Here is a 21,074-nt window from a genome sequence, read left to right on the forward strand (position 1 = left end):
GTGCAGCTCGCCGAATGCATCGGGGCCTCAAGTGGGCAGACAGCTCCCGGCAGAGTGAGGCAGGATGGTGCTGTGATCCGCCGCACGATTGATGAACACCGTGACGCCATCGACGCGCTGCTCGGGCCCCTTGGCGCGGGTCGCTCCGCCCGGGCATCCGAACCGCTTCGTGTCTCTGCTGACGCCCTCGCTGCCCGGCCGGGAGACTACCAGGGGCGCATCCTGGCCGCCGATGTGCTCTCCCCCACCGACCTGCCCGGGTTCGACAACTCGCAGATGGACGGCTACGCCGTGTCGTGGTTCGACCTGGTGACCGCGTCGGGCGAGAACCCGGTGAAGCTCGAGGTCGCGGGGCAGATCGCCGCGGGCGACCCGGCGGGCGTGCTCACCCCCGGCACCGCGGCCCCCATCATGACCGGCGCCCCCGTGCCCCCGGGCGCAGACGCGGTTGTGCCGATCGAGCAGGCCGTGCCGCCACGATTCCCCGAGCACCTGCCTCAGGGCGGCAAACACGCGACTGATGAAACCCCGCCCAGCGTGAACGTGGAATTCATCGAACCCGTGACGCCAGGCGCTTTCATTCGTAAGGCCGGAAGCGACGTTTCGGCGGGCGACGTGCTGCTGCGGGCCGGGTCCTCACTCGGGCCGGCGCAACTCGGGGTCATCGCCGGCACGGGGCTTCGTGAAGTGCAGGTGCTGCCGCGCATCCGGGTGCTCCTCGTCTCGACGGGGCACGAGATCCGCGACGCGGGAACCACGCTGGAGCCTGGGCAGATCTTCGATTCGAACAGTGTGGCCCTGAGCCTGGCGATCATCGAGACCGGGTGCGAAGTGCGGGCCATACCGTGCCGGTCTGACGACGCCGAGGTGCTGCTGGCGATTCTCTCGGCGAACGCGCCCTGGGCCGACATTGTTGTGACTGTCGGAGGCGTGAGCGCCGGCGCCCGCGAGGTCGTGCGTGACGCGCTGACGCCCCTCGGCGTGGTGTTCGGCAAGGTCGCCATGCAGCCGGGCGGCCCCCAGGGTTTCGGGCTCGCGGCGATTCCTGCCGCGGCGACCGACGTGGCCTTCGTGCGCCCGGTCATCTGCATGCCGGGCAACCCGGTCAGTGCGCTGGTCACGTTCGAGATGTTCCTGCGAGCGCCGCTTCGCCGCCTCGCCGGGCAGAACCCGGCCGAGCGCCTCAGAGAGGTCGCCATGACCGTCGAAGCCGTCGACTCACCCCTCGGCGTTCACCAGATTCGGCGCGGCTTCGTCGACGACGAGGGCACCGTGACGCTCGTGGGCGGCACCAGCTCGCACCTGCTGCACTCGTATGCCTCGTCGAATGTACTCGTGCACATTCCCGCCGATGTCGCCCACCTCGACGCCGGCGACCCGGTGATGGTCTGGAGAATCGATGACTGACAAAATCGCGCCCGAAGCAGACGCCGATCAGCTCACGCATGTGCGGCCCGACGGCGCCGTGCTCATGGTCGACGTCACCGACAAGGCGGTCACCAAGCGCGTCGCCCACGCGACGGCGACGCTCATCACCCGTCCCGACGTGATCGCCCTCCTGCTCGCCGGCGACCTCCCCAAGGGCGAGGCACTGGCCACCGCTCGCGTGGCCGGCATCCTCGGCGCAAAGCAGACCTCGAACCTCATTCCCCTCTGTCACCCCCTGCCCCTGTCTGGCGCGACGATCGATTTCACTCCCGAGCACGATCGGGTCATCATCCGGTCGATGGTCAAGACAACAGGCGTGACCGGCGTCGAGATGGAGGCGCTGACGGCCGCCTCGATCGCCGCCCTCACGCTCTACGACATGATCAAGGCGGTCGACAAGCACGCCAGCATCACCGACATCGCCGTGCTCGCGAAGAGCGGCGGCAAGAGCGGCGACTGGGTGCGCGAAGACGGGTTCAGTGACCCCTCGGCTGCCCCCAGCGAACCGGCGAGTGAGACAGAACCGGCGGATACGCACAATCCGGTCCCGCAATGACTGACACCGTCGCCATCCTCATCGTGTCGACCCGGGCGGCGTCGGGGGTCTACGACGACCTCACCGGTCCAGTCATCGCCGAGTGGGCGACGGCTCGTGGATGCTCGGCAGCACCACCGCTCGTCGTCGCCGACGGCCCCGGGGTGACCCCGGCCCTGCAGCGGCTGCTCGCCGCCACACCGACACTGCTCGTCACGAGCGGCGGAACGGGCATCCACCCAGGCGATCGCACGCCAGACCAGACCCGCGCACTGCTGGACTACGAGATACCTGGTTTCAGCGAGGAGCTGCGCCGTCGCGGCTCACTGAAGGTGGCGAGCGCTCTGTTGTCGCGTGGGGTCGCCGGGGTCGCCGGGTCAACGATCGTGGTGAACCTGCCGGGCTCGCGGGGCGGCGTCGCTGACGGTCTGGCACTGCTCGACGAGGTTCTCGACCACATGATCGACCAGCTGAGAGGTGGGGACCATGCCCGCAAGTGATTCTGATTCGTACGTCTTCGGGCCCGACGACGTGGGGCCAACCGGAGCGGTGCCGAGTGAGTCGATTGCGGGTGCCACCGGTTCGGAGAAGACCGGTGCCGAGGCCGGGTCTGGCGCATCGGCCGAGAGTGTCGGCGGTTATGACCTCGACGACCGCAGCGCCACGGGCCAGGTCGCGTTCGCATACGTCAGCGATGTCGGCATCACCGTCGAATGGTGCGCCGAGAACGTCGCGAGCGACGAAGCGGGGGCCGTCGTGACGTTCAGCGGCGTGGTGCGCAACCACGACCACGGCAAACCCGTGACGCGCCTGAGTTATTCTGCCCACCCGAGCGCCGGCGAAGTCATGCGCGAGGTCGCGAACGATGTCGCCTCTGCGCACCCCGGAACGCGCATCGCCGTCGCTCACCGCGTCGGCAACCTCGCGATCGGCGACATCGCGCTCGCCTGCGCGGTCTCTGCGGCGCACCGCTCGGAGGCCTTCGCCGCGTGCAGTGAACTGGTCGACGCCGTGAAGGACCGGGTACCCATCTGGAAGGAACAGTGGTTCACCGACGGCACGTTCGAGTGGGTCGGCGCGGGGTAAGCCACGGTCGCCACGCGTGCCGTCTGCAAGTGTTGAATTTTCGTCATTGTTGTCTTAGAGTACTCGTTGCGACACTTTGCTGGATGTCGAGGGCTGACCAAATTGGACTCGGTCGGGCCGAGCAACGGGCGCAATTTCCATGAGATTTGGTCGACAACCGGCAGCGCATGCTAATCTTGACTCATCACGATCAGCCCGCTCGCTTCACAGCTGGGGCTGATTTTCTTTAACGAGGATCTTCGTGGCCGAATACACAAAACCCTGGCTTTCGATCAGCGAGCAACTCGACAAGCTCGAATCTCGCAGTGTCGACGATTCGGGCCGCCAGACAGGAGCCAGACTGCTGAGCACTGTCGGCTATTACCGCGTGACCGGCTACTTGTTCCCGTTCCGAGAATCGGAACCCTATGTCGACGAGCCCGGTCGCCAGAAGACCTTGATTCACAACAACTATCAGGTCGGCACAACTCTCGAATACGCCGAGGCCCTGATCAATTTCGATCGTCAACTACGCATGCTAGTTCTGGACGGTATCGAAAGAATCGAGGTCTCGCTGAGAACTCAACTTGGACACGTGCTCGGAAGGCAATCTGCGTTCGCTCACTTGGACCCCATCAACTTTGTGAATGCATTCACCGATCCCATCGTTCTCCGGGCGAGCTTATGCGTGCGTTCCGCCGCCCGACTGGGGCTAGTCACTGCACTGTCGGGCAAGGTGCCCATCGTGGGGTCGACTTCCGAGAAGCGCGACAAACAAAGCTCTGGCCGCCCTTGAGTCCCGACTCGGCCATCAGGGCCACGCTGCCGCCTAGAGGTGAACGTCGCCCTCAGCCAGGTAGCCGGGAGCGTGCACCAGAAAGAGTTCCATCTGGCCGCCATACGAGTACGGCGTGTTCTTGGGCAAGAACACGACATCCTTCGCGCTGACCGCCTTCGTGGTTCCGTCGACCTCGAACCACCCCGTTCCCTCGACGACAAGGTAAACCCGGCCTGAGTGCGTCGAGAGAATGCGCGGGTGGGAGCCCTCGACAGTGATCATCGAGGCTCCGGCGAAGTCGTCGTCGCTCGAGTAGGCGAAAACCGTGAGCTCGGGGTACGGGATTTCGGTGGTTTCGGCGAAGGAGACGACGTGATTCATGGAACGCACTTCTTTCTGTGGTCGATCAGCGAGTTGGGCTGCGTGAACCTGTTCGGTCACGCGGGCGTGGAGTATGCCCGAAACGGTGTCCGGATGCTCGGGCAGAGGCCGGGCATCCCCCTGGCCGTACATATGCTCCCGAAGTGTAGCGCCCTCGAGCGACTCGCCTTTGGCATCCACTGCGATAGCCTGTGGCCATGGTACGTGGCGGCGTCGGAGCGACGAATGGCATCACCCTGCTGCAGCTCAAGTACTTCGTCGAGGTTGCCGTAGAAGGCTCCATCAGCGCGGCCGCCGACCTGAGTTTTGTGGCGCAGCCGACCATGTCCGCCGCAATGAAAGACCTCGAGACACGCGTCGGTCGCGCACTCTTCACCCGCTCCGCCCGCGGGGTCACCCTCACCGAAGACGGCGCAGAGTTCCTCGGCTACGCCCGCCAGGTCGTCGAGCAGGCAGAGCTCCTCGAGCAGCGCTACCTGGGGCGCCCGCGTTCACGCCGGCTCCTCGCCGTCTCGGCGCAGCACTACTCCTTCGTCGTCGATGCTTTCGTGCGGATGGTGAACGCCTCTGACGCGGCGGAGTACGAATTCACGCTTCGCGAGACGCGCACCTGGGACATCATCGAAGATGTGCGCACGCTCCGAAGCGAGCTCGGGGTTCTCTACCGCAACGACTTCAACCGAAAAGTCATCAACAAGCTGCTCCGGGAGTCGGGCCTCACCTTCAATCCGCTCTTCCTCGCCGCCCCGCACATCTTCGTCGCCCGCACGAACCCCCTCGCCAACCGCGAGCGGGCCACCCTCGCCGACCTTGAAAACCTGCCCCGGCTCACGTTCGACCAAGGGGCCAACAACTCGTTCTACTTCGCCGAAGAAATACTCTCGACCCTTTCGTCGAAACAGAACATCCGGGTGAGCGACCGGGCCACCATCTTCAACCTCATGATCGGGCTCGGCGGTTACACCATCTCCACCGGCATCATCTCCGACGACCTCGATCCGTCGATCACCGCTGTGCCGCTCGACGTCGACGAGCGCATCGAGATCGGATGGATCGGCCACACCTCCGTGCCGCTCACCGACCAAGCACAGGGTTTCGTCGCCCAGCTGCGCGACGTCGTCACCGATTTCGGCGTGGAGCTGTTGGTATAGGCAACGCCTATGCCAACCCATCCTTCGTCTCGATGGTGCTATGGGCACCGACGTTGCCTAACCTTGGTTTCCTCAGAGAAGGCATCGGATCACATGACGAACGAACTCACGTTTGGTATCAGCACCACGCGCTTCGACGACGAATACTCCCCGTCGAACAGCTCCCGAAGCACGACGAACTTCGCGAACCTCGCGCGAGGCGACGATCGTCAACAGAATCTTCGCTACACCTTGAGGATGATCGACAAACGCTTCAACGAACTCGCGAACTGTGACAACCCGAACCGGGATCGCTATTCGGTCGAGCTCGAGATCGTGTCTATCGACCTGCACCTCCCGTCAGACGGCGCTCATGAAGCCTTCCCGCTGATCGAGATTCTGGATGCCCACATCGTCGACCATCACACCGGCGAGCGTATTCACGGCATAGTCGGAAACAACTTCTCGTCGTATGTTCGTGATTACGATTTCAGCGTGGTGTTGCCGAAGCACCGTGCACGTGAAACGGTGCTCCCTGTTCCACGGGACTTCGGAGACCTGCACGGCAAGCTGTTCAGGCATTTCCTCGTCTCCGATGTCTATGCCGAGCGCTTCGACAAGCCGCCCGTGATCTGCATCAGCGTGTCGAGCAAAGAAACCTATCGTCGCACTGGCAATCGCCATCCGGTACTGGGCATCGAGTATCACCAGGATGCGTTCTCGTTGACCGACCACTACTTTGCACAGATGGGGCTGCAGGTGCGGTATTTCATGCCGCCCGGCAGCGTCGCGCCCTTCGCGTTCTACTTCGTCGGTGATCTGACCAGCGACTACTCAGATCTGGAACTCATCAGCACCATCAGCACCATGGAAGCGTTCCAGAAGATCTATCGCCCAGAGATCTACAACGCCCATTCACCAGCCCGACAGGTCTATCGGCCGAGACTGGAGAATCCAGACTATTCGCCGGTTCCCGTTGCCTACGATCGCGAAGAGCGCAGCCAGCTGGCGATCAGGCAAGGCAAGCTCGCCGAAGAGCTTTTCATGAAGCCGTTCCACACTGTGCTCGAGCGATGGGCCGCGAGCTACCCTCCACGAGCCCGACGACACGCGGAGACTCAGGCAGCATGAACCCTCTGTTACCGACCTCGATCGTCGGCAGTCTGCCCAAACCCTCGTGGCTCGCTCAGCCGGAGAAACTCTGGTCGCCCTGGAAATTGCACGGCCAAGAATTGATCGAGGCCAAGAAGGATGCGCTGGGCCTATCGGCCCATGAACAGCGTCTCAGCGGCATCGACATCATCAGTGACGGCGAACAGACCCGTCAACATTTCGTCACCACGTTCATCGAACACCTCAGCGGTGTCGACTTCGAAAAACGAGAAACGGTGCGCATCCGCGATCGCTACGACGCGAGCGTGCCGACCGTCGTCGGTGCGGTGAGCCGCGAACGGTCCGTTTTCGTGGAAGACGCGAAGTTCTTGCGCCAACAGACGGCTCAACCCATCAAATGGGCTCTCCCCGGGCCCATGACAATGATCGACACGCTCTACGACAGTCACTACAAGAGTCGCGAGAAACTTGCCTGGGAGTTCGCGAAGATCCTCAACGAAGAAGCCAAAGAACTCGTAGCGGCGGGGGTGGACATCATCCAGTTCGACGAGCCCTCGTTCAACGTCTTCTTCGACGAGATGAAGGATTGGGGTGTGGCGGCCCTGGAGCGGGCGGCAGAGGGCCTCAGCAGTGAAACAGCCGTGCACATCTGCTACGGCTACGGCATCAAGGCCAACACGGACTGGAAGGCGACACTCGGGTCTGAGTGGCGCCAGTACGAGGAATCGTTCCCGCTACTGCAGAAGTCGACCATTGACATCGTCTCGTTGGAGTGCCAGAACTCGCACGTTCCGCTCGAGTTGGTTGAGATCATCCGGGGCAAGAAGGTCATGCTCGGCGCCATCGACGTCGCCAGCAATGAGATCGAGACCCCCGAAGAAGTGGCTGCCACGCTCCGGGGCGCGCTCGAGTTCGTCGATGCCGACAAGCTGTACCCGAGTACGAACTGCGGCATGGCACCGTTGCCTCGACAGGTTGCACGAGACAAGATGGTCGCCCTCGCTGCAGGAGCTGAAATCCTTCGCGCAGAACTCGGTCAGTCCCGCATGGCGAAGTAGCAGCGATTCTTGGGCTAGCGGGTCACTCGCGGAGGGTAGAAGGCCAGGCCGGTAGAGGTTCAGGCATCTCATGGCGAGCTCGGCGTCGACCGTCAGCGACCCTCGTTTGGTCAAGCAGATGCAGAAACTCTCGGGAAGAGCGCAAGGGCAACATGTCGGAGCGGTACTAGGAGCGGCGAGCGTGAAGCGCGGTCACTCGCGTCCCGTGACTACTTGACAGAACGTCCATTATCGGCGCAATTATCGAGGGAATTTGACTCGAACAGGAACTCCCGCACACATACAGAAAGCAGAATCCTGACCACGTGATCGACAGCCGCGCATGTAGCCAGATATCTAAAGCTCGAATGCCATGCGCCATAACCGCTAATACGCCGAGCGACCGAACTGTGGCGGAAGTCTCCCGCCCCGATAACGGTTTTGGCGCATGACACGACTGTGGATCTGCATGGCGCGCAATGCCAGCTGAACATCGTCCATCGGACTAACAGATCCGTACGCACTGGCCTCGATCTTGCGATCACGTTTGGACGGGCATCGCTGCCGCTCTCAACTATTCCTGACGCCGACTAGTCCAGCGGACCGCCAGCCACATACAGAATCTGACCGGAGACGAATCCCGAGCGATCATCGACGAAGAACGACACTGCGTTCGAGATGTCGTCGGGCTGGCCTACTCGAGCGACTGGAATCTGGCTGGCCCATTGGTCGAGCAATTGCTCGAAGGGCGTGCCGAGTCGTTCGGCGGTAGCCGCCGTCATGTCGGTCTGGATGTAGCCGGGCGCGATCGAGTTGACGGTGATGCCGAACTTTCCGAGCTCGAGCGCGAGCGTTTTCGTGAAGCCCTGAATGCCTGCTTTCGCTGCGGCATAGTTGGCTTGGCCTCTGTTTCCCAGCGCAGAGCTGCTCGACATGTTGACGATGCGCCCGAAACCTTGCTTGGTCATATATTTCTGGGCGGCCTTGCTCATCAAGAACGCTCCTCGAAGGTGCACGCCGATGACCGCATCCCAGTCGTTGGTCGTCATCTTGAACAAGAAATTGTCTCGAATAATTCCGGCATTGTTGATGAGGATGGTCGGATGCCCCAGCTCGGCCTCGATTGACGAGAACGCCGCGCTGACCGCCTCTTCGTTGCTCACATCTGCGCCCACAGCGATCGCTCGGCCGCCCGCCGCCCTGATCGAATCGACCGTTGCGTCGCAGCTCTCTGCCGTGAGGTCGAGTACCGCGACCGCGTGACCATCGTCGGCAAGGCGTTGGGCAACGGCGGCACCTATCCCCCGCGCCGCGCCCGTCACGATTGCAATTCGTTCCGTTGACATGAATTTTCTCCTTATTTGATGTGGTGAAGCGTATGTGAAATGGTGAAACAGTTCCGATGATTGCTCAGACTAGGTTCACCGACCGACCTTGCCGAAAAGACCCGCAAGAGGTGCGAGAACGATGGGCCGCGCGGCGAACCACACGCCTCCGATGATGGCGATCGAGGCACTGAAGATCGTGAAGCCGACCCAATTGACGGCGTCCTGCCCGCCGTACATATGGTTGAGATTACGAAGCGCGCCCGTCGCGAGGACAAGTGTGACGTGAACGATGATGAAGAACACGAAGTACAGCATCACCGGAAAATGCAGGGCCCGCGCCCACTCCACCGGATAGAGTCGGACGAGGCGCGCCGCACGCGCAGGCCACAGCGCCGACATGCGAAAACCCGTGACGATCGCCAGGGGCGCAGCCACGAAAATCGTGACGAAATAGGCGAGCACCTGCAGGCTGTTGTAGTTGACCCAGCCGTCTTCTGTCGGCCACATCAGCGATGCATATTGCAGGGCGGCAGAGAGGGCGTTGGGAATGACAGCCCAGCTGGTGGGTATCACGCGCATCCATTGACCTGTGGCGAAGAGCAGCACGATGAAGATCACGCCGTTGATCAGCCACAGAAGGTCGACAGATTGGTGAAACCATAGGCTCAAACTGATTTTTCGGCTGATCGGTCGCCGCGAGGTGAAGAACACATCGGGTCGCTTCTGGGTGCGAACCTGCCAGCCGCTGCGGATGATCAGCACCATGAAGAAGACTGTCAAGAAGTGTTGCCACCCCAACCAGGCCGGTATTCCCACGGGTGCCGAATCGGGCAGCGGCGTTTCGCCCGGATACGTCGTCATGAAGTCGCGCATGACGTCGAGACCGGCCAGCCCCCGTGCTGCGAGCACCAGAATGCCGGCCGCGACGACGGCGCCGAGGATGCCGAGCACGACTCGCGGCATCGCTGCCACGCCGAATCGAACTTCGCGTGGCTTTCCGCTCGGTTCGACCGACATCACTGGCGCGGCAGCACCGGGCAGGGCGGGCGCAGCGGCGGGCCGTTGCCCTTCTTCCGATTCGCGCGGCAGGCCGCGGCGCACCACCCGTGGGCGTTGCTCGTCTGTCATGGCTGACTCTGACTGTCGTTGAGCGCTGCAATCAGTTGCGGCACCACGGTGAAGATGTCGCCGACGACACCGAAGTCGGCTATCTCGAATATCGGGGCGTCCGCGTCTTGGTTGATTGCGACGATGGTCTTTGCGGTCTGCATCCCGGCTCGGTGTTGTATTGCTCCTGAGATTCCGAGCGCGACGTAGAGCTGCGGTGAGACCGAGACACCGGTTTGCCCCACCTGGTGGCTGTGCGGAATGTATCCTGCGTCGACCGCCGCCCGCGATGCGCCGACGCCCGCACCCAATGCGTCTGCGAGCTGTTCGACCAGAACGAATCCTTGCTGCGAACCGAGCCCGCGACCACCCGAAACCACTTTCGCGGCACCGCTCAGCTCGGGGCGGGTCGATGATTGCGACGCGGGGGTGAAGGCGCTCACTTCGAACGCCGGCGTCGCAGAATCGGCAACGGGCAGCGGGATGCTCTGCGGTGGCTGCGCGTCCGCGCGAGCGTCGATTGCGCCCTGTCGAATGGTGACGACCAGCGCCCCGAAGGTGGCTGCAGCCTCTACGGTGTACGCGCCGCCGTAAACCGAATGATGGGTGACGATTCCGTCGTCGTCTCGGCTGACTCCCACCGCATCGACCGAGACCGCGGCATGCACTCGCACTGCGAATCGTGCGGCTACATCGCGGCCCTCGATCGACTTCGCGATGAGAATCGCTTCGGGTTTCACCAGCTGCGCAGCAGAGACCAGGGCATCGACGATCGGCGCACTGAGCATCGTCGAAACCGCCGTGGTCTCGACGACCAGAACCTGCGCGGCTCCGAAGCTCGCAGCGGCACGTGCCGCATCGGCCGCATGTTCTGGCGACGCGACGATCAACGCGATGGGAGTACCGATGCTCGCCGCAGCGCCGAGCAGCGCGGGCACTGTATTCGCGAGCACGCCAAGCGGAGTCACCTCGGCCACGACGAGGATGGAGTCGGCTGAAAATGAGTCTGACACGTTATCTTCTTTCGCAGATGATCTGGATGCTGCTGGTTGTCGCGTACGCCGATCGATGACCTACTGGAGTCCCCAGCTGGTCAGATAGGTCGTCTGATAGTCGATGGGCGACTCGAAGTCTTGACCATCGGGCATCATGTTGTGGTCGACATCGACGAAGCGGAATCCGATTCCCTCCGGCACCTGGGGCACGTTATTGAAGTAGCGGTTCATCGCGTCGATTCCGCCCCAGGCTGTCCACGAGGCGCTCTGGGCGGGGTCGGCGTTCAGGCCGCCTCCATCTCGAATCAGTTGCAACGCAGGCGCAAAGCCCTCGCCGGCGACAACGGTCATGCCGCCTTGCCGGTCGGCGTCGCTGATGGCTTTGGCGACTCCGCCCGTCGTGGCGACGCTGTCGAAGTTGAGCAGCGCAGCGTTCGCGTCGGGGTATTGGTTCAGCACTGTGGTGAACTTCTGCTGAAGCGGGCCACCTGCGCCCAGATCGGTGGCGACCCAGTCGACGGTCGAAAGAACGTTGCAGCCGGAGCATTTGGCAAGTGCGGCATCCTGTCCTTCTTTCTGGTACTCGCCGTATATGCTTCCCGTGTATCCGGTGCGCAGAATCTTGGCGTTGCCCTCGGTGGCGTCGATCGCATAAGAGGCCTGCAAGAATCCCCACTCGTAGAAATACTGTCCCGATGTCGCAAACGCGCTGTTGAACTGCATGTCTACGAAGAGCGGCGCGGATGCTCCCCCATCGTTCTTCGGGTCATCGCAGTCTGCGCCCTGAATGTTGAAAACCGGGATGCCTGCCGCTTTGGCCTCGGCCAGGGGCTGAGCGATCTCGGCGCACCCGATGCCGCTGACGACGATTGCGTCGGGCTTCGCTGCGATCGCCTGTCGCATTCCGGTACCGTATGCGCCGTTCGCGTTGAAGGCGCCGTCGATGATCTGAAATTTCCAGCCCACTTTCTGAGCGACCGTTGCCATCGCATTGGGGATGCCGGAGCAGCCAGGAGCGGCCTGCCCGCACGACAAGAAGATCACGTTCTTATTGGCCGGGAGTTTCGGGCCCGTGGCGGGCGGCGCGGTCTCGTTCGAGTTGTACAGCTCTGTCAATGTCGGAATGCCTTGGGCATACACGTGGTTCGGGTCGGCCGCGCTCGCTGCGGTTGAGCTCGTGCCGCTGCCCGTGTCGTCGGAGCAGCCGACGAGAAGCAATCCAGTGGCGAGCATCACCCCCATTGCCATCAGCGGTTTGTGTTTGCTTCTGCTGAAAAACGTCATTGTTTCCTCCGTGCAGTTGATGTGATTGCGCCGGTTGGTCCCGGCCTGGTGTCCCGTTTGTGAACGGGAGGTTCGTGGTTTGGTCAGGGGGTGAGAGCTAGGTCTGTGCCGACCGCGAGGTCTGTGGCGATGACCGTTCGGCATCTACACGGGCGTGTTGCTTCTTGGCCGCGCCCGCCTGACGACTTCGCGCTATCAGGGTCGAGAGGGCCACGGCGGCGATGAGGGCGAGACCGTTGAAGACGGGCTGCACCCAGACATCTGCCCCGAGCAAGGTGAGCCCGCTGACGCTGATTGCGACGAAGAACACGCCGATCACCGTGCCCCAGACGTTGTATTTGCCGGGTTTGAGCATCGTTGCGCCCAGAAAGACGGCAGTGAATGCCGGAAAGAGGTACGCCGTTGCAACGGAAGGGTCGCCTGCTCCACCCCTAGACGTCTGCAGTGCGCCGGCCGCGCCGGCCAAGACACCTGAGATGACGAAGCTTGTCCAGACGGCGCGAGTGGTGCCGATGCCCACAAGGCGGGCGGCGCTCTCGTTCGAGCCGATGGCTTCCAGTCTTCTGCCGAATGGTGTCTGGGTGACGATGTACCAGACGATCACGGCGATCGCGATGAGAATCAGAAACGGTCGCGGCACTCCGAGAAGAGACTGGGCGCTCCAGTGCCCGAATGACGGCGGGATACCTGACGTGATCAATTGCCCCTTCGTGTACCACGTAATGGCGCCGATCAGGGCGGTGTAGGTGCCGAGGGTCACGACGAAGCCGTTCAGTCTCACCTTGGCGACCAGAAGACCATTGATGAATCCGATGAGCGCACCGACGATCAGTCCTGCCAACAGGGCTGCCCAGACCGGTAGATGGTAGGTGCTCATGGCGGCAGCGACGGTGATGTTGGAGACTCCCGCGATCGCGCTCACGGAGAGGTCGAAGTATCCACAGATGAGTGGCACGACCATGGCGAGCGCAACGAGCGCTGTCACGGCCTGATTGCCTAAGAGCAGGTTGATGTTCGCCGAGCTTCGAAAGGTCGGCCCGCTCACCGGGTTGGCGGTGAACACAATAAAAAGGATGACCAGCAAGAGAGGCAGCCCGAATTGCTCGAGACGCCGAACTGCGCCTGGCACCGATGTGCTCGTGCGACGTGTCGTCGTGCTCGGATTGTCTGCAGCAGCCGCAGAGGTGGTGCGTGAGGGAGTCATTTTGAGGTCTCGCTTGTTTCGAGGACGATGTGGGTCAGCCGTTGCGGAGTCATCTCGTCGCCGGTGAGTTGGGCGACTATGCGACCTTCTCGAATGACGAGTATGCGATCGCAGAACGAGATCAGCTCTTCGAAGTCAGAGGCGGCCACGAGTGCAGCGGCGCCATTGTCGGTAGCCGCTCTGACGAGGTCGTAGATCTCGGCTCTGGCACCGACATCGACACCCTGAGTGGGCTCGTCCAACAGCAGCAGGGTCGGTCGCAGGCGCAGCCAACGAGCGACCACGACCTTCTGTTGGTTGCCGCCAGACAGAGTAGAGAGAAGAGCATCGGCGCCCGTGGCTTTGACCAGGAACTTCTGGATGTCGCTGGTGGCGTCCGCGCGAATCGCGCGGTTCGAGAGCCGGCCGCGCCTGAAGTACGACGCGAGGGCGGGCATGGCGATGTTGCTGGCAATGGTCTCGTCGAGAAATACCCCGTCGTGAAGGCGATTCTCGGGCACATAGGCAACGCCCGATTTGATCGCCTCCGCCGTCGATCGGGGAGCGAACGGTCGCCCATTCAGCCGCATGTGACCGGCCGATGGTCGGAGATCGCCGAAGATCGTACGCAGAAGCTCCGATCGGCCTGAACCGAGCAGGCCGGCCAGTCCGACCACCTCACCCGGCCGCACGTCGAGAGTGACGTTGCGCAGCGGCGCGGCGGCGATATCAGTGGCCGAAAAGAGCGGCACGTCAACGCGAGACGTCGCGCTGACGCGAGGCGCTTTCTCGACAACAGATCCAACGATCAGTTCGATCAGAAAATCTTCACTGATCTCTGCGGCAGTGTAGGTTCCGACCACTCGTCCGTCTCGCAGAGCCGTGACGCGATCGGCGATTGCCAGGATCTCATCAAGGCGATGACTGACGTAGAGAATCGCCTGGCCTGCAGCGGCGTATTTCTTGAGCTGGCTCAGCAGAAGGGCTACCTCGTGGGCGGGCAACGAAGCGGTAGGCTCATCCAGAATCAGAAGGCCGCTCGAGGAATCCGACTGCCCCTGCAGGGCCCTGGCGATAGCCACCTGCGTACGAACGGAGGGGCCCACAGCTCTCAATTGTGTGTTCGGGTCGGCAGCAATCTCGAAACGCTCGATGAGGCTCCGCGTCCTCTTGTTGAGCGACCGCCAATCGATGCCGCCGAGCCAGGTGCGTTCGTAGCCGGAACCGAGAGCAAGATTCTCCGCGACAGACATGTCAAGGAATACGCCGAGGTCTTGATGAACGGCGTGCACACCCGACTCCCGAGCGCCCGCCGGGCTGGTCTCATCAGACGCAGTGACATGTGCATCAATCCTGATCGATCCGTCAGGATCGCCTTGATAGACGCCGCACAGAATCTTGATGAGTGTCGATTTGCCGGAACCGTTGCCTCCTACGAGAGCATGGATCTCCCCCGCTCCGATGGTCAGATTGACTGAGTCGAGCGCTCTTGTTCCGGGAAAAGACTTCGACAGATTGGTGATCTGCACACGCTCGTCAGCGGCATGCCTTCGGCTTGCGGTGACGTTTTCAGTGGGCACTTCGGTCATCTCACGCCAGGTTTCTTTGACGCAGGAAGTCGGCGATCTGCTGACCGCCGTCTCCTTCGTCGACGATCTTCACTCCGGCGAGTCGCGGAGTCTTCTCTGCTACGGCGACCACAATGGAGCGCGGAAGGTCGGCCTCTGCGTCGACTCCGAGTTCAGCCAGAGACAGGGTCGAGAATGGCTTCTTCTTCGCCGCCATGATGCCTTTGAAGTTGGGGAATCGCGCGTCGGGCAGTTGTTCGGTGATAGAAATCACCGCGGGAAGCGCACCCGACACGTGCATCGTTCCCGTGTCGCTCACGCGATCGCCCGACACGCCGTGCTCTGAGATCTCGACGCGTTCCAGGTTGGTTGCGTGCCCAACACCCAACAGTTCTGCCACCATCGCCGGCAACATGCCGGCGGTTCCGTCGGTCGACAGGTTTCCCGAAATGACCAGGTCGAAGCCTGTGGTGTCGATCGCCCGCGCCAGCACTTCGGCTGTGAGAGTGAGATCTGCACCCTTCAGCCGATCGTCGAAAATGTGCACGGCGCTGGTCGCGCCCATGGCCAGACCCTTACGCAAAGTCGTCGTCACCGTTTCGGGCCCCATCGACATGACTACGACCTCCGTGCCTGGGTTCTTCTCTGCGTACGAGACTGCTACCTCTGTCGCCCGTTCGCCGATCTCGTCGAGCACGCGTTCGCTCGCCGACCGATCGGCAAGGCCGGTTTCGCGGTCGAGTGTGCGATCACCGTAGGTGTCGGGAACCTCTTTGACCAACACGACGATTCTCATTGTTGAACTCCTTGGTGCGGTGGTGAAACTGTGCAGTAGTGAGACTGTGCAGCGGTGAAACGCTCAGGGCGAGAGCAGGCCGATGGAGTCGACGACGCAGGCGGGCTTGCTTGCGCCCTCGATCTCGACGGTGACGTGAACGACCACGCGAAATCCGGATCGTGCACGCGTGACCGAGCGAAGTTCGGCGCCGGCCCGCAGGCGAGAACCGACAGGCACAGGTGCAGGGAATCGAACGGTGTCTGCGCCATAGTTGATGGCCGTTCGAATCCCTTCGACGCCGTAGACCTCCCAGAGCATCGCTGACACGAGACTGAGAGTCAGGTAGCCGTGGGCGATTGTCGAGCCATAGGGACCTTCGGCAGCCTTAATAGGTTCGACATGAATCCACTGATGGTCATCGGTAGCGTCGGCGAAAGTGTCGATCTGCTGCTGAGTGATGACTCGCCACGGCGAGAACCCCAGATGAGTACCGATAGCCCCTTCGAGCTCAGCGACGCTGCTGAACATTCTCATCTCACATAACCGATCCGCCGTAGACGGTGCATACGGCACCGTTCCTCATAAAGCGACCTCGAACAGGCCGGCGGCTCCCATGCCGCCTCCGACGCACATCGAGACCACGACCCAGCGCACGCCCCGTCGGCGCCCTTCGATCAGAGCGTGGCCGGTCAGCCGAGCACCGGTCATTCCGTAGGGATGGCCGACCGCGATCGCCCCACCGTCGACGTTCATCTTCTCGGGGTCGATGCCGAGAAAGTCGCGCGAGTATGCGGCCTGTGAGGCGAAGGCTTCGTTGAGCTCCCAGAGTCCGATGTCATCGATCGTGAGCCCATGGTTGGCGAGCAGCTTCGGGATCGCGGTGATTGGTCCGATGCCCATTTCTTCGGGCGCGCATCCGGTTACCGCCATTCCCCGGTAGAAGCCGAGGGGCATGATCCCGCGGCGGTTCGCCTCACCCGCCTCCATCAGTACAGCCGCCGCGGCACCGTCAGAGAGCTGCGAGGCGTTTCCTGCGGTCACCGAAGGCACGGCACTGGCATCTCCCGGGGCCATCACCGGAGTGAGACCGGCCAGCGCTTCGGCCGTCGTGTCGCGGATGCCCTCGTCGTGGATGAGGGTGACCGTCTGCTCTGACGTCTCCCCTGTCTGCCGATCTGTGACGAGCTTCGTCACCGTGATGGGTGCGATTTCTTCGTCGAAACGCCCCGCATCGCGAGCGGCCTTTGCTCGCTGTTGCGACTGCAGGCCCATCAGGTCTTGCAGTTCACGGGAGACGCCGAACTTCTCTGCGACCCTCTCAGCCGTGCGCAGCATCGGCCAGTAGACGCCAGGGCGATTCTGCTCGAGCCAGGCGTCGGTGTTGCGGTACGCGTTCCAGTGGTCGTTCTGAACCAGCGAGATCGACTCCGCGCCACCGCCGATCGCGATCGTCATATTCTCCTGAACGATCTGGCGGCCGGCGGTCGCGATGGCCATCAGGCCAGATGCGCACTGTCGGTCGATGGTCGACCCGGGCACCGTCACCGGCAGGCCTGCGCGAAGGGCGGCTTGCCGGGCCAGGTTGGAACCGGTGCTGCCCTGCTGCATGGCACAGCCGAACAGCACATCTTCGACTTCTGCGCCGTCGATTCCTGCGCGCTCGATGGCGTGCGAGACCGCGTGTGCTGCTAGTTCTTGCCCGGAGGTGTTGTTGAACGCGCCCCGATAGGCCTTGCCGATCGGCGTTCGTGCAACTGACACGATTGCTGCTTCTCTGATAGTCATGGCCATCATCATGACCATGTTTGACTACAAAGTCAATAAATTGCCCACCCGGTCATATTGCACTTGACGCGGACGTGCTTCTGGCCCACAATCGACCAAGGGTTCAAATTATCGACCCGATGATTCACGCAGGAGTTGCGATGCCAAAGAAGCCGATCCCTTACTACTGGTCCAGCGTCGATTGGGCGAAGCTCGTTGACGAGTTTCCGCCCCCGCCATTCTTCGACGAGGTGATGGCCGACACATCTGACGATGCTCTTCTCGAGCTTCAGAATGCCCGGTTCCTCGCTCGAATGAAGGATGCCTGGTCTGTTCCCTTCTATAGAAACCGTTGGAGCGCTGTCGGCCTGGAGCCAGGCGACATTCGCGGCCTTGACGATCTCGAGAAGATCCCGACCTTCACGAGTGACGACATCAAAACCTCGATCGAAGCGCATCCACCATTCGGCGATCATCAGAACTTCGCGCTAGAAACCATGACCGCACCGCTCAAGATCCAGTCGAGTGGCGGCACGTCGGGGCTGCCGAGGCCGACTCTGTTCGATCCGGTGGCCTGGGAGGTCCAGGCCATTCAGTTCGCGCGGGCTTTCGTTGCGCAGGGCTCCGAGGTCGGCGACATTCTGCAGATCACCCTGACCAACAGCCTCGGAAACACAGCGTGGTGCTCCTCTACGGCAGCCCAGCACTGGAGTGGGCTCGTACCGCTCACCACCGGATCGGGGGCGGTCACCAGTTCGGTTCGGCAACTCGAACTCGCCCGAGAATGGGGAACTGCTGGGTGGGTGGCGTTCGGCGAGTATATGAAGATTCTGGCCGAGACCGCCAAGACCGCCGGCATCGACCTGAAGAAGGAGCTTCCGACCCGGTTCATCCACACCTACCTCGGGGTCGATACTGAAGGTCATCTGAGAAAGCTGCTCGAGGATGCGTGGGGCGCGCCTGTCTACGACAACTACGGCACGCATGAGGTCGGCCTCATCGGCTACGAATGTCAGCAGCAGAACGGTCTGCACGTCAATGACGACACCGCCGTACTTCAGATCACCGACCGCGAAACCGGGCGAGCGCTGCCAGACGGTGCGGCCGGCAACATCGTCGTGACGAGTCTGCACCGATCGGTACCGCCGATCATCCGGTACAACCTCAAAGATCTGATGTACCGCGAGCCTCGCGAGAAGTGCGCATGCGGGGCCCGCACGACGAAGCTCTCGGGCTTTCTCGGCAGAAGCGACGAGATGGTCAAGCTGCGCGCGACCAGCGTGTATCCGCGAGCCGCGCAAGACACGGTTCAAGGCGATGAGCGAGCCACGGGAGAGTTCATCTGCGTTGTTGAGAATGTCGGCACCGGCCTGAGCGCCAGGGAACGCATGACCGTTCGTGTCGAGGCCAAGCCCGAGGTCGACGAAGGCCTGCTGCGGGCGAGTCTCTTAGCCCGCTTGGCCGATCTCTTCGGTGTCGCAGTCGATGTCGATATTGTGCCAGGTGGCTCGCTCGCACCGCTCACCGGACTCGGCGGCGAAGGCAAAGTCAAACGACTCCTGGATCTGCGATGACAGAAGTCGACGATCCGTATGCCTCGCTTCGCGATCGGGTGACGATCATCACCGGTGCGTCGTCAGGGCTCGGTGCTGCGTTCGCAGAGTCGTTCGCTCGAGCAGGTTCGAACGTCGTCGTGGCGGCTCGGCGCACCGAAAGGCTCGATGTCACGGCCGAAGCAGTTCGAAGCCTCGGGCGATCGGCATTGGTCGTCAAGACAGACGTTTCGGTGCCGGAGCAGTGCAGCGAACTGGTCGAACGGGCCATCGAGCAGTTCGGGCGAGTCGACGTGCTCGTCAACAACGCGGGCATTTCGTCTGCCGTACCCGCCACCCGGGAGACCCCCGAGCAGTTCCGATCGATCATCGATGTGAATCTATACGGCTCGTATTGGATGGCGCAGGCGTGTGCGCGTGTCATGCAGCCGCAGAGCTCCATCATCAACATCTCGAGCGTGCTGGCCGTGACGACCGCGCGTTTGCCTCAAGCCGCCTACACGGCGAGCAAGGCCGCCTTGGTGGGGCTCACCAGAGACCTTGCCCAGCAGTGGGGAATGCGAAAAGGAATCCGGGTCAACGCCTTGGCCCCGGGCTACTTCGAGACCGAGATGACAGAGGCCTACGACGACGAGTACGTGACGACAGTGCTCCTGCCGAGAATCGTACTCGGGCGCGCGGGCCTGCCTGCCGAGCTGGCCGCCACGGCAGTGTGGCTGGCCTCCCCCGGCGCTGGATACATCACGGGGCAGACGATTCTCGTCGACGGCGGTATGTCAATTGCATGACTCCAGGTGCCCAAACAAGACCACCCACACCATTACTCTTCACCAATGAAAGGCATCAGGATGCTCAGTAACTCAGTGCACGGTATCAATATCGCAGTCGGCGATCTCGACCGTTGGACCACGAAGTACGAACAGCTGCTGGGCGTGCCCAGCGTGCCGGTCGACGAGAACGGCTTCGCGTTTCCCGGCATGCGCGGGTCGTCATTCGACCTGAACGGCTTCAGTCTGAACCTCATCACCAGCGCAGATCCGACGACATCGGTAGGGCGCTTTCTCGAACGCAAGGGTGACGGGTTCTTCCTGCTGTCGCTGCGAGTAGACGACGTGGATGCGGCGGCGGAGCAGCTACGCGAGCAGGGCGTCGCTCCCCTGCTCGACACGGCGGCACGAGGTGCCGGCCATCTTCCGGTGAACTTCGTGCATCCCAAAGAAATGGCGGGCGTGCAGATCGAACTTATCGAGCTGCCGCGATAGAGTCGGGCGAATAACCCCGATCATCCGCGAAAGCAGCGAACACACGACGATGGCTAGACAAGCAATGGTTCGAGACGAGGTCGTACGTGCGGCGACCCGACTGTTCAAAGAGCGTGGCATTCGAGGCGTGACGCTGCAAGACATCGCCAACGAAGTCAATCTGACCAAGGGAGCGCTCTACCACTATTTCAGCAGCCGAGAAGATCTGCTTCGCCAGGTATTCGGCGACTGGATCAACGAAGAGCTCGAGAGCCTGCGCGAGCAGACCACGCGGTCGGGCAGCGCGACCGATGAGCTGCGCGCGTACGTGCGCTACCACGTCTCGTCGGTGGCGAGCAATATCGACCTCTACAGCCTGTCGTTCTCGGTCGAGTCAGAACTGCCGCCCGAGGTGCGGGCGGAGTTTCGTCGGCTGAAGCGCCGGAGTGACTCGGTGCTCAAAGAGATTCTGCTCCGCGGTTTCACGAGCGGGGAATTCGAACACCGCGATGAGAAGGTCATCGCGTTTGCAATCGACGGAATGTGCAACTGGCTCTCGAAGTGGTTCACTCCAGACGGACCGAAATCGTCACTCGACATCGCCGACGATTTCATCGAGCTGATTCTTCGCGGCATTCGTCGAAGTAACGACAATGGGATGCCCGCCGGAACGCGGGAGGCGGAAGGCGCCGTCGAAACGGCGGAGTATCACGCCCGCTCCATCCGCTTTCACAGCGAGCGACTCGAGCAGCTGCTCCCCTCGCTTTCGAGCGCGAACACGTCGGCCGATTCGACGTCGTAAGCCG

22 protein-coding genes are annotated in these 21,074 nt (G+C 62.3%); 12 read left to right on the forward strand and 10 right to left on the reverse strand.

Features of this window, described 5'->3' with window-relative positions; all coding sequences use genetic code 11:
* Positions 1-72: 72 nt before the first annotated feature.
* The 5 genes from JOE66_RS12510 to JOE66_RS12530 all read left to right on the forward strand — a co-directional run bounded on the left by JOE66_RS12510 (position 73) and on the right by JOE66_RS12530 (position 3,824).
* Positions 73-1,407 (forward strand): molybdopterin molybdotransferase MoeA, encoded by a 1,335-nt coding sequence (locus JOE66_RS12510; RefSeq protein WP_307827188.1) that lies wholly within the window; start codon positions 73-75, stop codon positions 1,405-1,407.
* Positions 1,400-1,984 carry a cyclic pyranopterin monophosphate synthase MoaC gene (gene moaC, locus JOE66_RS12515; protein ID WP_205109907.1) on the forward strand — a complete coding sequence of 195 codons (585 nt, stop codon included), beginning with the start codon at positions 1,400-1,402 and terminating at the stop codon, positions 1,982-1,984. The genes JOE66_RS12510 and moaC overlap by 8 nt, the downstream gene beginning before the upstream one ends.
* A complete protein-coding gene (locus JOE66_RS12520; protein WP_205109909.1) occupies positions 1,981-2,463 on the forward strand; it encodes a MogA/MoaB family molybdenum cofactor biosynthesis protein in 483 nt (160 codons plus the stop codon). The genes moaC and JOE66_RS12520 overlap by 4 nt, the downstream gene beginning before the upstream one ends.
* A 202-nt stretch (positions 2,464-2,665) precedes the next feature.
* Positions 2,666-3,049 carry a molybdenum cofactor biosynthesis protein MoaE gene (locus JOE66_RS17295; protein WP_307827298.1) on the forward strand — a complete coding sequence of 128 codons (384 nt, stop codon included), beginning with the start codon at positions 2,666-2,668 and terminating at the stop codon, positions 3,047-3,049.
* 241 nt (positions 3,050-3,290) lie between these two features.
* Positions 3,291-3,824: an Abi family protein gene (locus tag JOE66_RS12530; RefSeq protein WP_205109913.1), complete on the forward strand. Its 534-nt coding sequence runs from the start codon at positions 3,291-3,293 to the stop codon at positions 3,822-3,824.
* 33 nt (positions 3,825-3,857) lie between these two features.
* Here the strand turns inward: JOE66_RS12530 and JOE66_RS12535 are convergent, their stop codons facing one another.
* A complete protein-coding gene (locus JOE66_RS12535; protein ID WP_205109915.1) occupies positions 3,858-4,367 on the reverse strand; it encodes a cupin domain-containing protein in 510 nt (169 codons plus the stop codon).
* Between the two features lie 17 nt (positions 4,368-4,384).
* On the opposite strand from JOE66_RS12535, the gene JOE66_RS12540 reads away from it, so the two are divergent.
* The 3 genes from JOE66_RS12540 to JOE66_RS12550 all read left to right on the forward strand — a co-directional run bounded on the left by JOE66_RS12540 (position 4,385) and on the right by JOE66_RS12550 (position 7,488).
* Positions 4,385-5,338 (forward strand): LysR family transcriptional regulator, encoded by a 954-nt coding sequence (locus JOE66_RS12540; RefSeq protein WP_205109917.1) that lies wholly within the window; start codon positions 4,385-4,387, stop codon positions 5,336-5,338.
* Between the two features lie 93 nt (positions 5,339-5,431).
* Positions 5,432-6,448: a putative oxygenase MesX gene (locus tag JOE66_RS12545; RefSeq protein WP_205109919.1), complete on the forward strand. Its 1,017-nt coding sequence runs from the start codon at positions 5,432-5,434 to the stop codon at positions 6,446-6,448.
* Positions 6,445-7,488 (forward strand): methionine synthase, encoded by a 1,044-nt coding sequence (locus JOE66_RS12550; protein WP_205109921.1) that lies wholly within the window; start codon positions 6,445-6,447, stop codon positions 7,486-7,488. The genes JOE66_RS12545 and JOE66_RS12550 overlap by 4 nt, the downstream gene beginning before the upstream one ends.
* A gap of 569 nt (positions 7,489-8,057) precedes the next feature.
* On the opposite strand, the gene fabG is transcribed toward JOE66_RS12550, so the two are convergent.
* The 9 genes from fabG to JOE66_RS12595 form a co-directional block, all read right to left on the reverse strand.
* The gene (gene fabG, locus JOE66_RS12555) at positions 8,058-8,813 is read right to left on the reverse strand and encodes a 3-oxoacyl-ACP reductase FabG (RefSeq protein ID WP_205109923.1); all 756 of its coding nucleotides are present in this window, start codon (positions 8,811-8,813) and stop codon (positions 8,058-8,060) included.
* A 75-nt stretch (positions 8,814-8,888) separates the two neighbouring features.
* Positions 8,889-9,923, reverse strand: coding sequence for a cytochrome b/b6 domain-containing protein (locus JOE66_RS12560; RefSeq protein ID WP_205109925.1), 1,035 nt, complete (start codon positions 9,921-9,923; stop codon positions 8,889-8,891).
* Positions 9,920-10,915 (reverse strand): electron transfer flavoprotein subunit alpha/FixB family protein, encoded by a 996-nt coding sequence (locus JOE66_RS12565; RefSeq protein ID WP_205109927.1) that lies wholly within the window; start codon positions 10,913-10,915, stop codon positions 9,920-9,922. Before JOE66_RS12565 ends, JOE66_RS12560 begins: the two co-directional genes overlap by 4 nt.
* A gap of 60 nt (positions 10,916-10,975) precedes the next feature.
* Entirely contained in the window at positions 10,976-12,181 is a 1,206-nt protein-coding gene (locus tag JOE66_RS12570) for a sugar ABC transporter substrate-binding protein (RefSeq protein ID WP_205109929.1), read from the reverse strand.
* A 97-nt stretch (positions 12,182-12,278) separates the two neighbouring features.
* Positions 12,279-13,385, reverse strand: a complete 1,107-nt coding sequence (locus JOE66_RS12575) for an ABC transporter permease (protein ID WP_205109931.1) — start codon at positions 13,383-13,385, stop codon at positions 12,279-12,281.
* A complete protein-coding gene (locus JOE66_RS12580; RefSeq protein WP_205109933.1) occupies positions 13,382-14,953 on the reverse strand; it encodes a sugar ABC transporter ATP-binding protein in 1,572 nt (523 codons plus the stop codon). The genes JOE66_RS12575 and JOE66_RS12580 overlap by 4 nt, the downstream gene beginning before the upstream one ends.
* Position 14,954: 1 nt before the next feature.
* Positions 14,955-15,728 carry an electron transfer flavoprotein subunit beta/FixA family protein gene (locus JOE66_RS12585; RefSeq protein WP_205109935.1) on the reverse strand — a complete coding sequence of 258 codons (774 nt, stop codon included), beginning with the start codon at positions 15,726-15,728 and terminating at the stop codon, positions 14,955-14,957.
* A 63-nt stretch (positions 15,729-15,791) separates the two neighbouring features.
* Positions 15,792-16,244 carry a MaoC family dehydratase gene (locus JOE66_RS12590; protein WP_205109937.1) on the reverse strand — a complete coding sequence of 151 codons (453 nt, stop codon included), beginning with the start codon at positions 16,242-16,244 and terminating at the stop codon, positions 15,792-15,794.
* A 45-nt stretch (positions 16,245-16,289) separates the two neighbouring features.
* Complete coding sequence (locus tag JOE66_RS12595) at positions 16,290-17,495, reverse strand: acetyl-CoA C-acyltransferase (RefSeq protein WP_239518300.1); 1,206 nt, start codon at positions 17,493-17,495, stop codon at positions 16,290-16,292.
* A gap of 140 nt (positions 17,496-17,635) precedes the next feature.
* Here JOE66_RS12595 and JOE66_RS12600 point away from each other — a divergent pair, with 140 nt between their 5' ends.
* From JOE66_RS12600 to JOE66_RS12615, 4 genes are read left to right on the forward strand one after another with little or no spacing between them, the layout of a single operon-like run.
* Complete coding sequence (locus JOE66_RS12600; protein ID WP_205109939.1) at positions 17,636-19,048, forward strand: phenylacetate--CoA ligase family protein; 1,413 nt, start codon at positions 17,636-17,638, stop codon at positions 19,046-19,048.
* Complete coding sequence (locus JOE66_RS12605) at positions 19,045-19,815, forward strand: SDR family NAD(P)-dependent oxidoreductase (RefSeq protein ID WP_205109941.1); 771 nt, start codon at positions 19,045-19,047, stop codon at positions 19,813-19,815. Before JOE66_RS12600 ends, JOE66_RS12605 begins: the two co-directional genes overlap by 4 nt.
* Positions 19,816-19,875: 60 nt before the next feature.
* The gene (locus JOE66_RS12610; protein ID WP_205109943.1) at positions 19,876-20,289 is read left to right on the forward strand and encodes a VOC family protein; all 414 of its coding nucleotides are present in this window, start codon (positions 19,876-19,878) and stop codon (positions 20,287-20,289) included.
* A 49-nt stretch (positions 20,290-20,338) separates the two neighbouring features.
* Positions 20,339-21,070: a TetR/AcrR family transcriptional regulator gene (locus JOE66_RS12615; protein ID WP_205109945.1), complete on the forward strand. Its 732-nt coding sequence runs from the start codon at positions 20,339-20,341 to the stop codon at positions 21,068-21,070.
* Positions 21,071-21,074 lie beyond the last annotated feature (4 nt).

Source organism: Subtercola frigoramans (genome assembly GCF_016907385.1).
Classification (GTDB): domain Bacteria; phylum Actinomycetota; class Actinomycetes; order Actinomycetales; family Microbacteriaceae; genus Subtercola; species Subtercola frigoramans.

Coding starts and splice junctions, on each gene's coding strand:
- JOE66_RS12615 (WP_205109945.1), top strand. CDS start 20,339: ATGGCTAGACAAGCAATGGTTCGAGACGAGGTCGTACGTGCGGCGACC.
- JOE66_RS12585 (WP_205109935.1), bottom strand. CDS start 15,728: ATGAGAATCGTCGTGTTGGTCAAAGAGGTTCCCGACACCTACGGTGAT.
- JOE66_RS12610 (WP_205109943.1), top strand. CDS start 19,876: ATGCTCAGTAACTCAGTGCACGGTATCAATATCGCAGTCGGCGATCTC.
- JOE66_RS12550 (WP_205109921.1), top strand. CDS start 6,445: ATGAACCCTCTGTTACCGACCTCGATCGTCGGCAGTCTGCCCAAACCC.
- JOE66_RS12540 (WP_205109917.1), top strand. CDS start 4,385: ATGGTACGTGGCGGCGTCGGAGCGACGAATGGCATCACCCTGCTGCAG.
- JOE66_RS12590 (WP_205109937.1), bottom strand. CDS start 16,244: ATGAGAATGTTCAGCAGCGTCGCTGAGCTCGAAGGGGCTATCGGTACT.
- JOE66_RS12575 (WP_205109931.1), bottom strand. CDS start 13,385: ATGACTCCCTCACGCACCACCTCTGCGGCTGCTGCAGACAATCCGAGC.
- JOE66_RS12545 (WP_205109919.1), top strand. CDS start 5,432: ATGACGAACGAACTCACGTTTGGTATCAGCACCACGCGCTTCGACGAC.
- JOE66_RS12600 (WP_205109939.1), top strand. CDS start 17,636: ATGCCAAAGAAGCCGATCCCTTACTACTGGTCCAGCGTCGATTGGGCG.
- JOE66_RS12520 (WP_205109909.1), top strand. CDS start 1,981: ATGACTGACACCGTCGCCATCCTCATCGTGTCGACCCGGGCGGCGTCG.
- JOE66_RS12605 (WP_205109941.1), top strand. CDS start 19,045: ATGACAGAAGTCGACGATCCGTATGCCTCGCTTCGCGATCGGGTGACG.
- JOE66_RS12595 (WP_239518300.1), bottom strand. CDS start 17,495: ATGACTATCAGAGAAGCAGCAATCGTGTCAGTTGCACGAACGCCGATC.
- JOE66_RS12570 (WP_205109929.1), bottom strand. CDS start 12,181: ATGACGTTTTTCAGCAGAAGCAAACACAAACCGCTGATGGCAATGGGG.
- moaC (WP_205109907.1), top strand. CDS start 1,400: ATGACTGACAAAATCGCGCCCGAAGCAGACGCCGATCAGCTCACGCAT.
- JOE66_RS12580 (WP_205109933.1), bottom strand. CDS start 14,953: ATGACCGAAGTGCCCACTGAAAACGTCACCGCAAGCCGAAGGCATGCC.
- JOE66_RS12560 (WP_205109925.1), bottom strand. CDS start 9,923: ATGACAGACGAGCAACGCCCACGGGTGGTGCGCCGCGGCCTGCCGCGC.
- fabG (WP_205109923.1), bottom strand. CDS start 8,813: ATGTCAACGGAACGAATTGCAATCGTGACGGGCGCGGCGCGGGGGATA.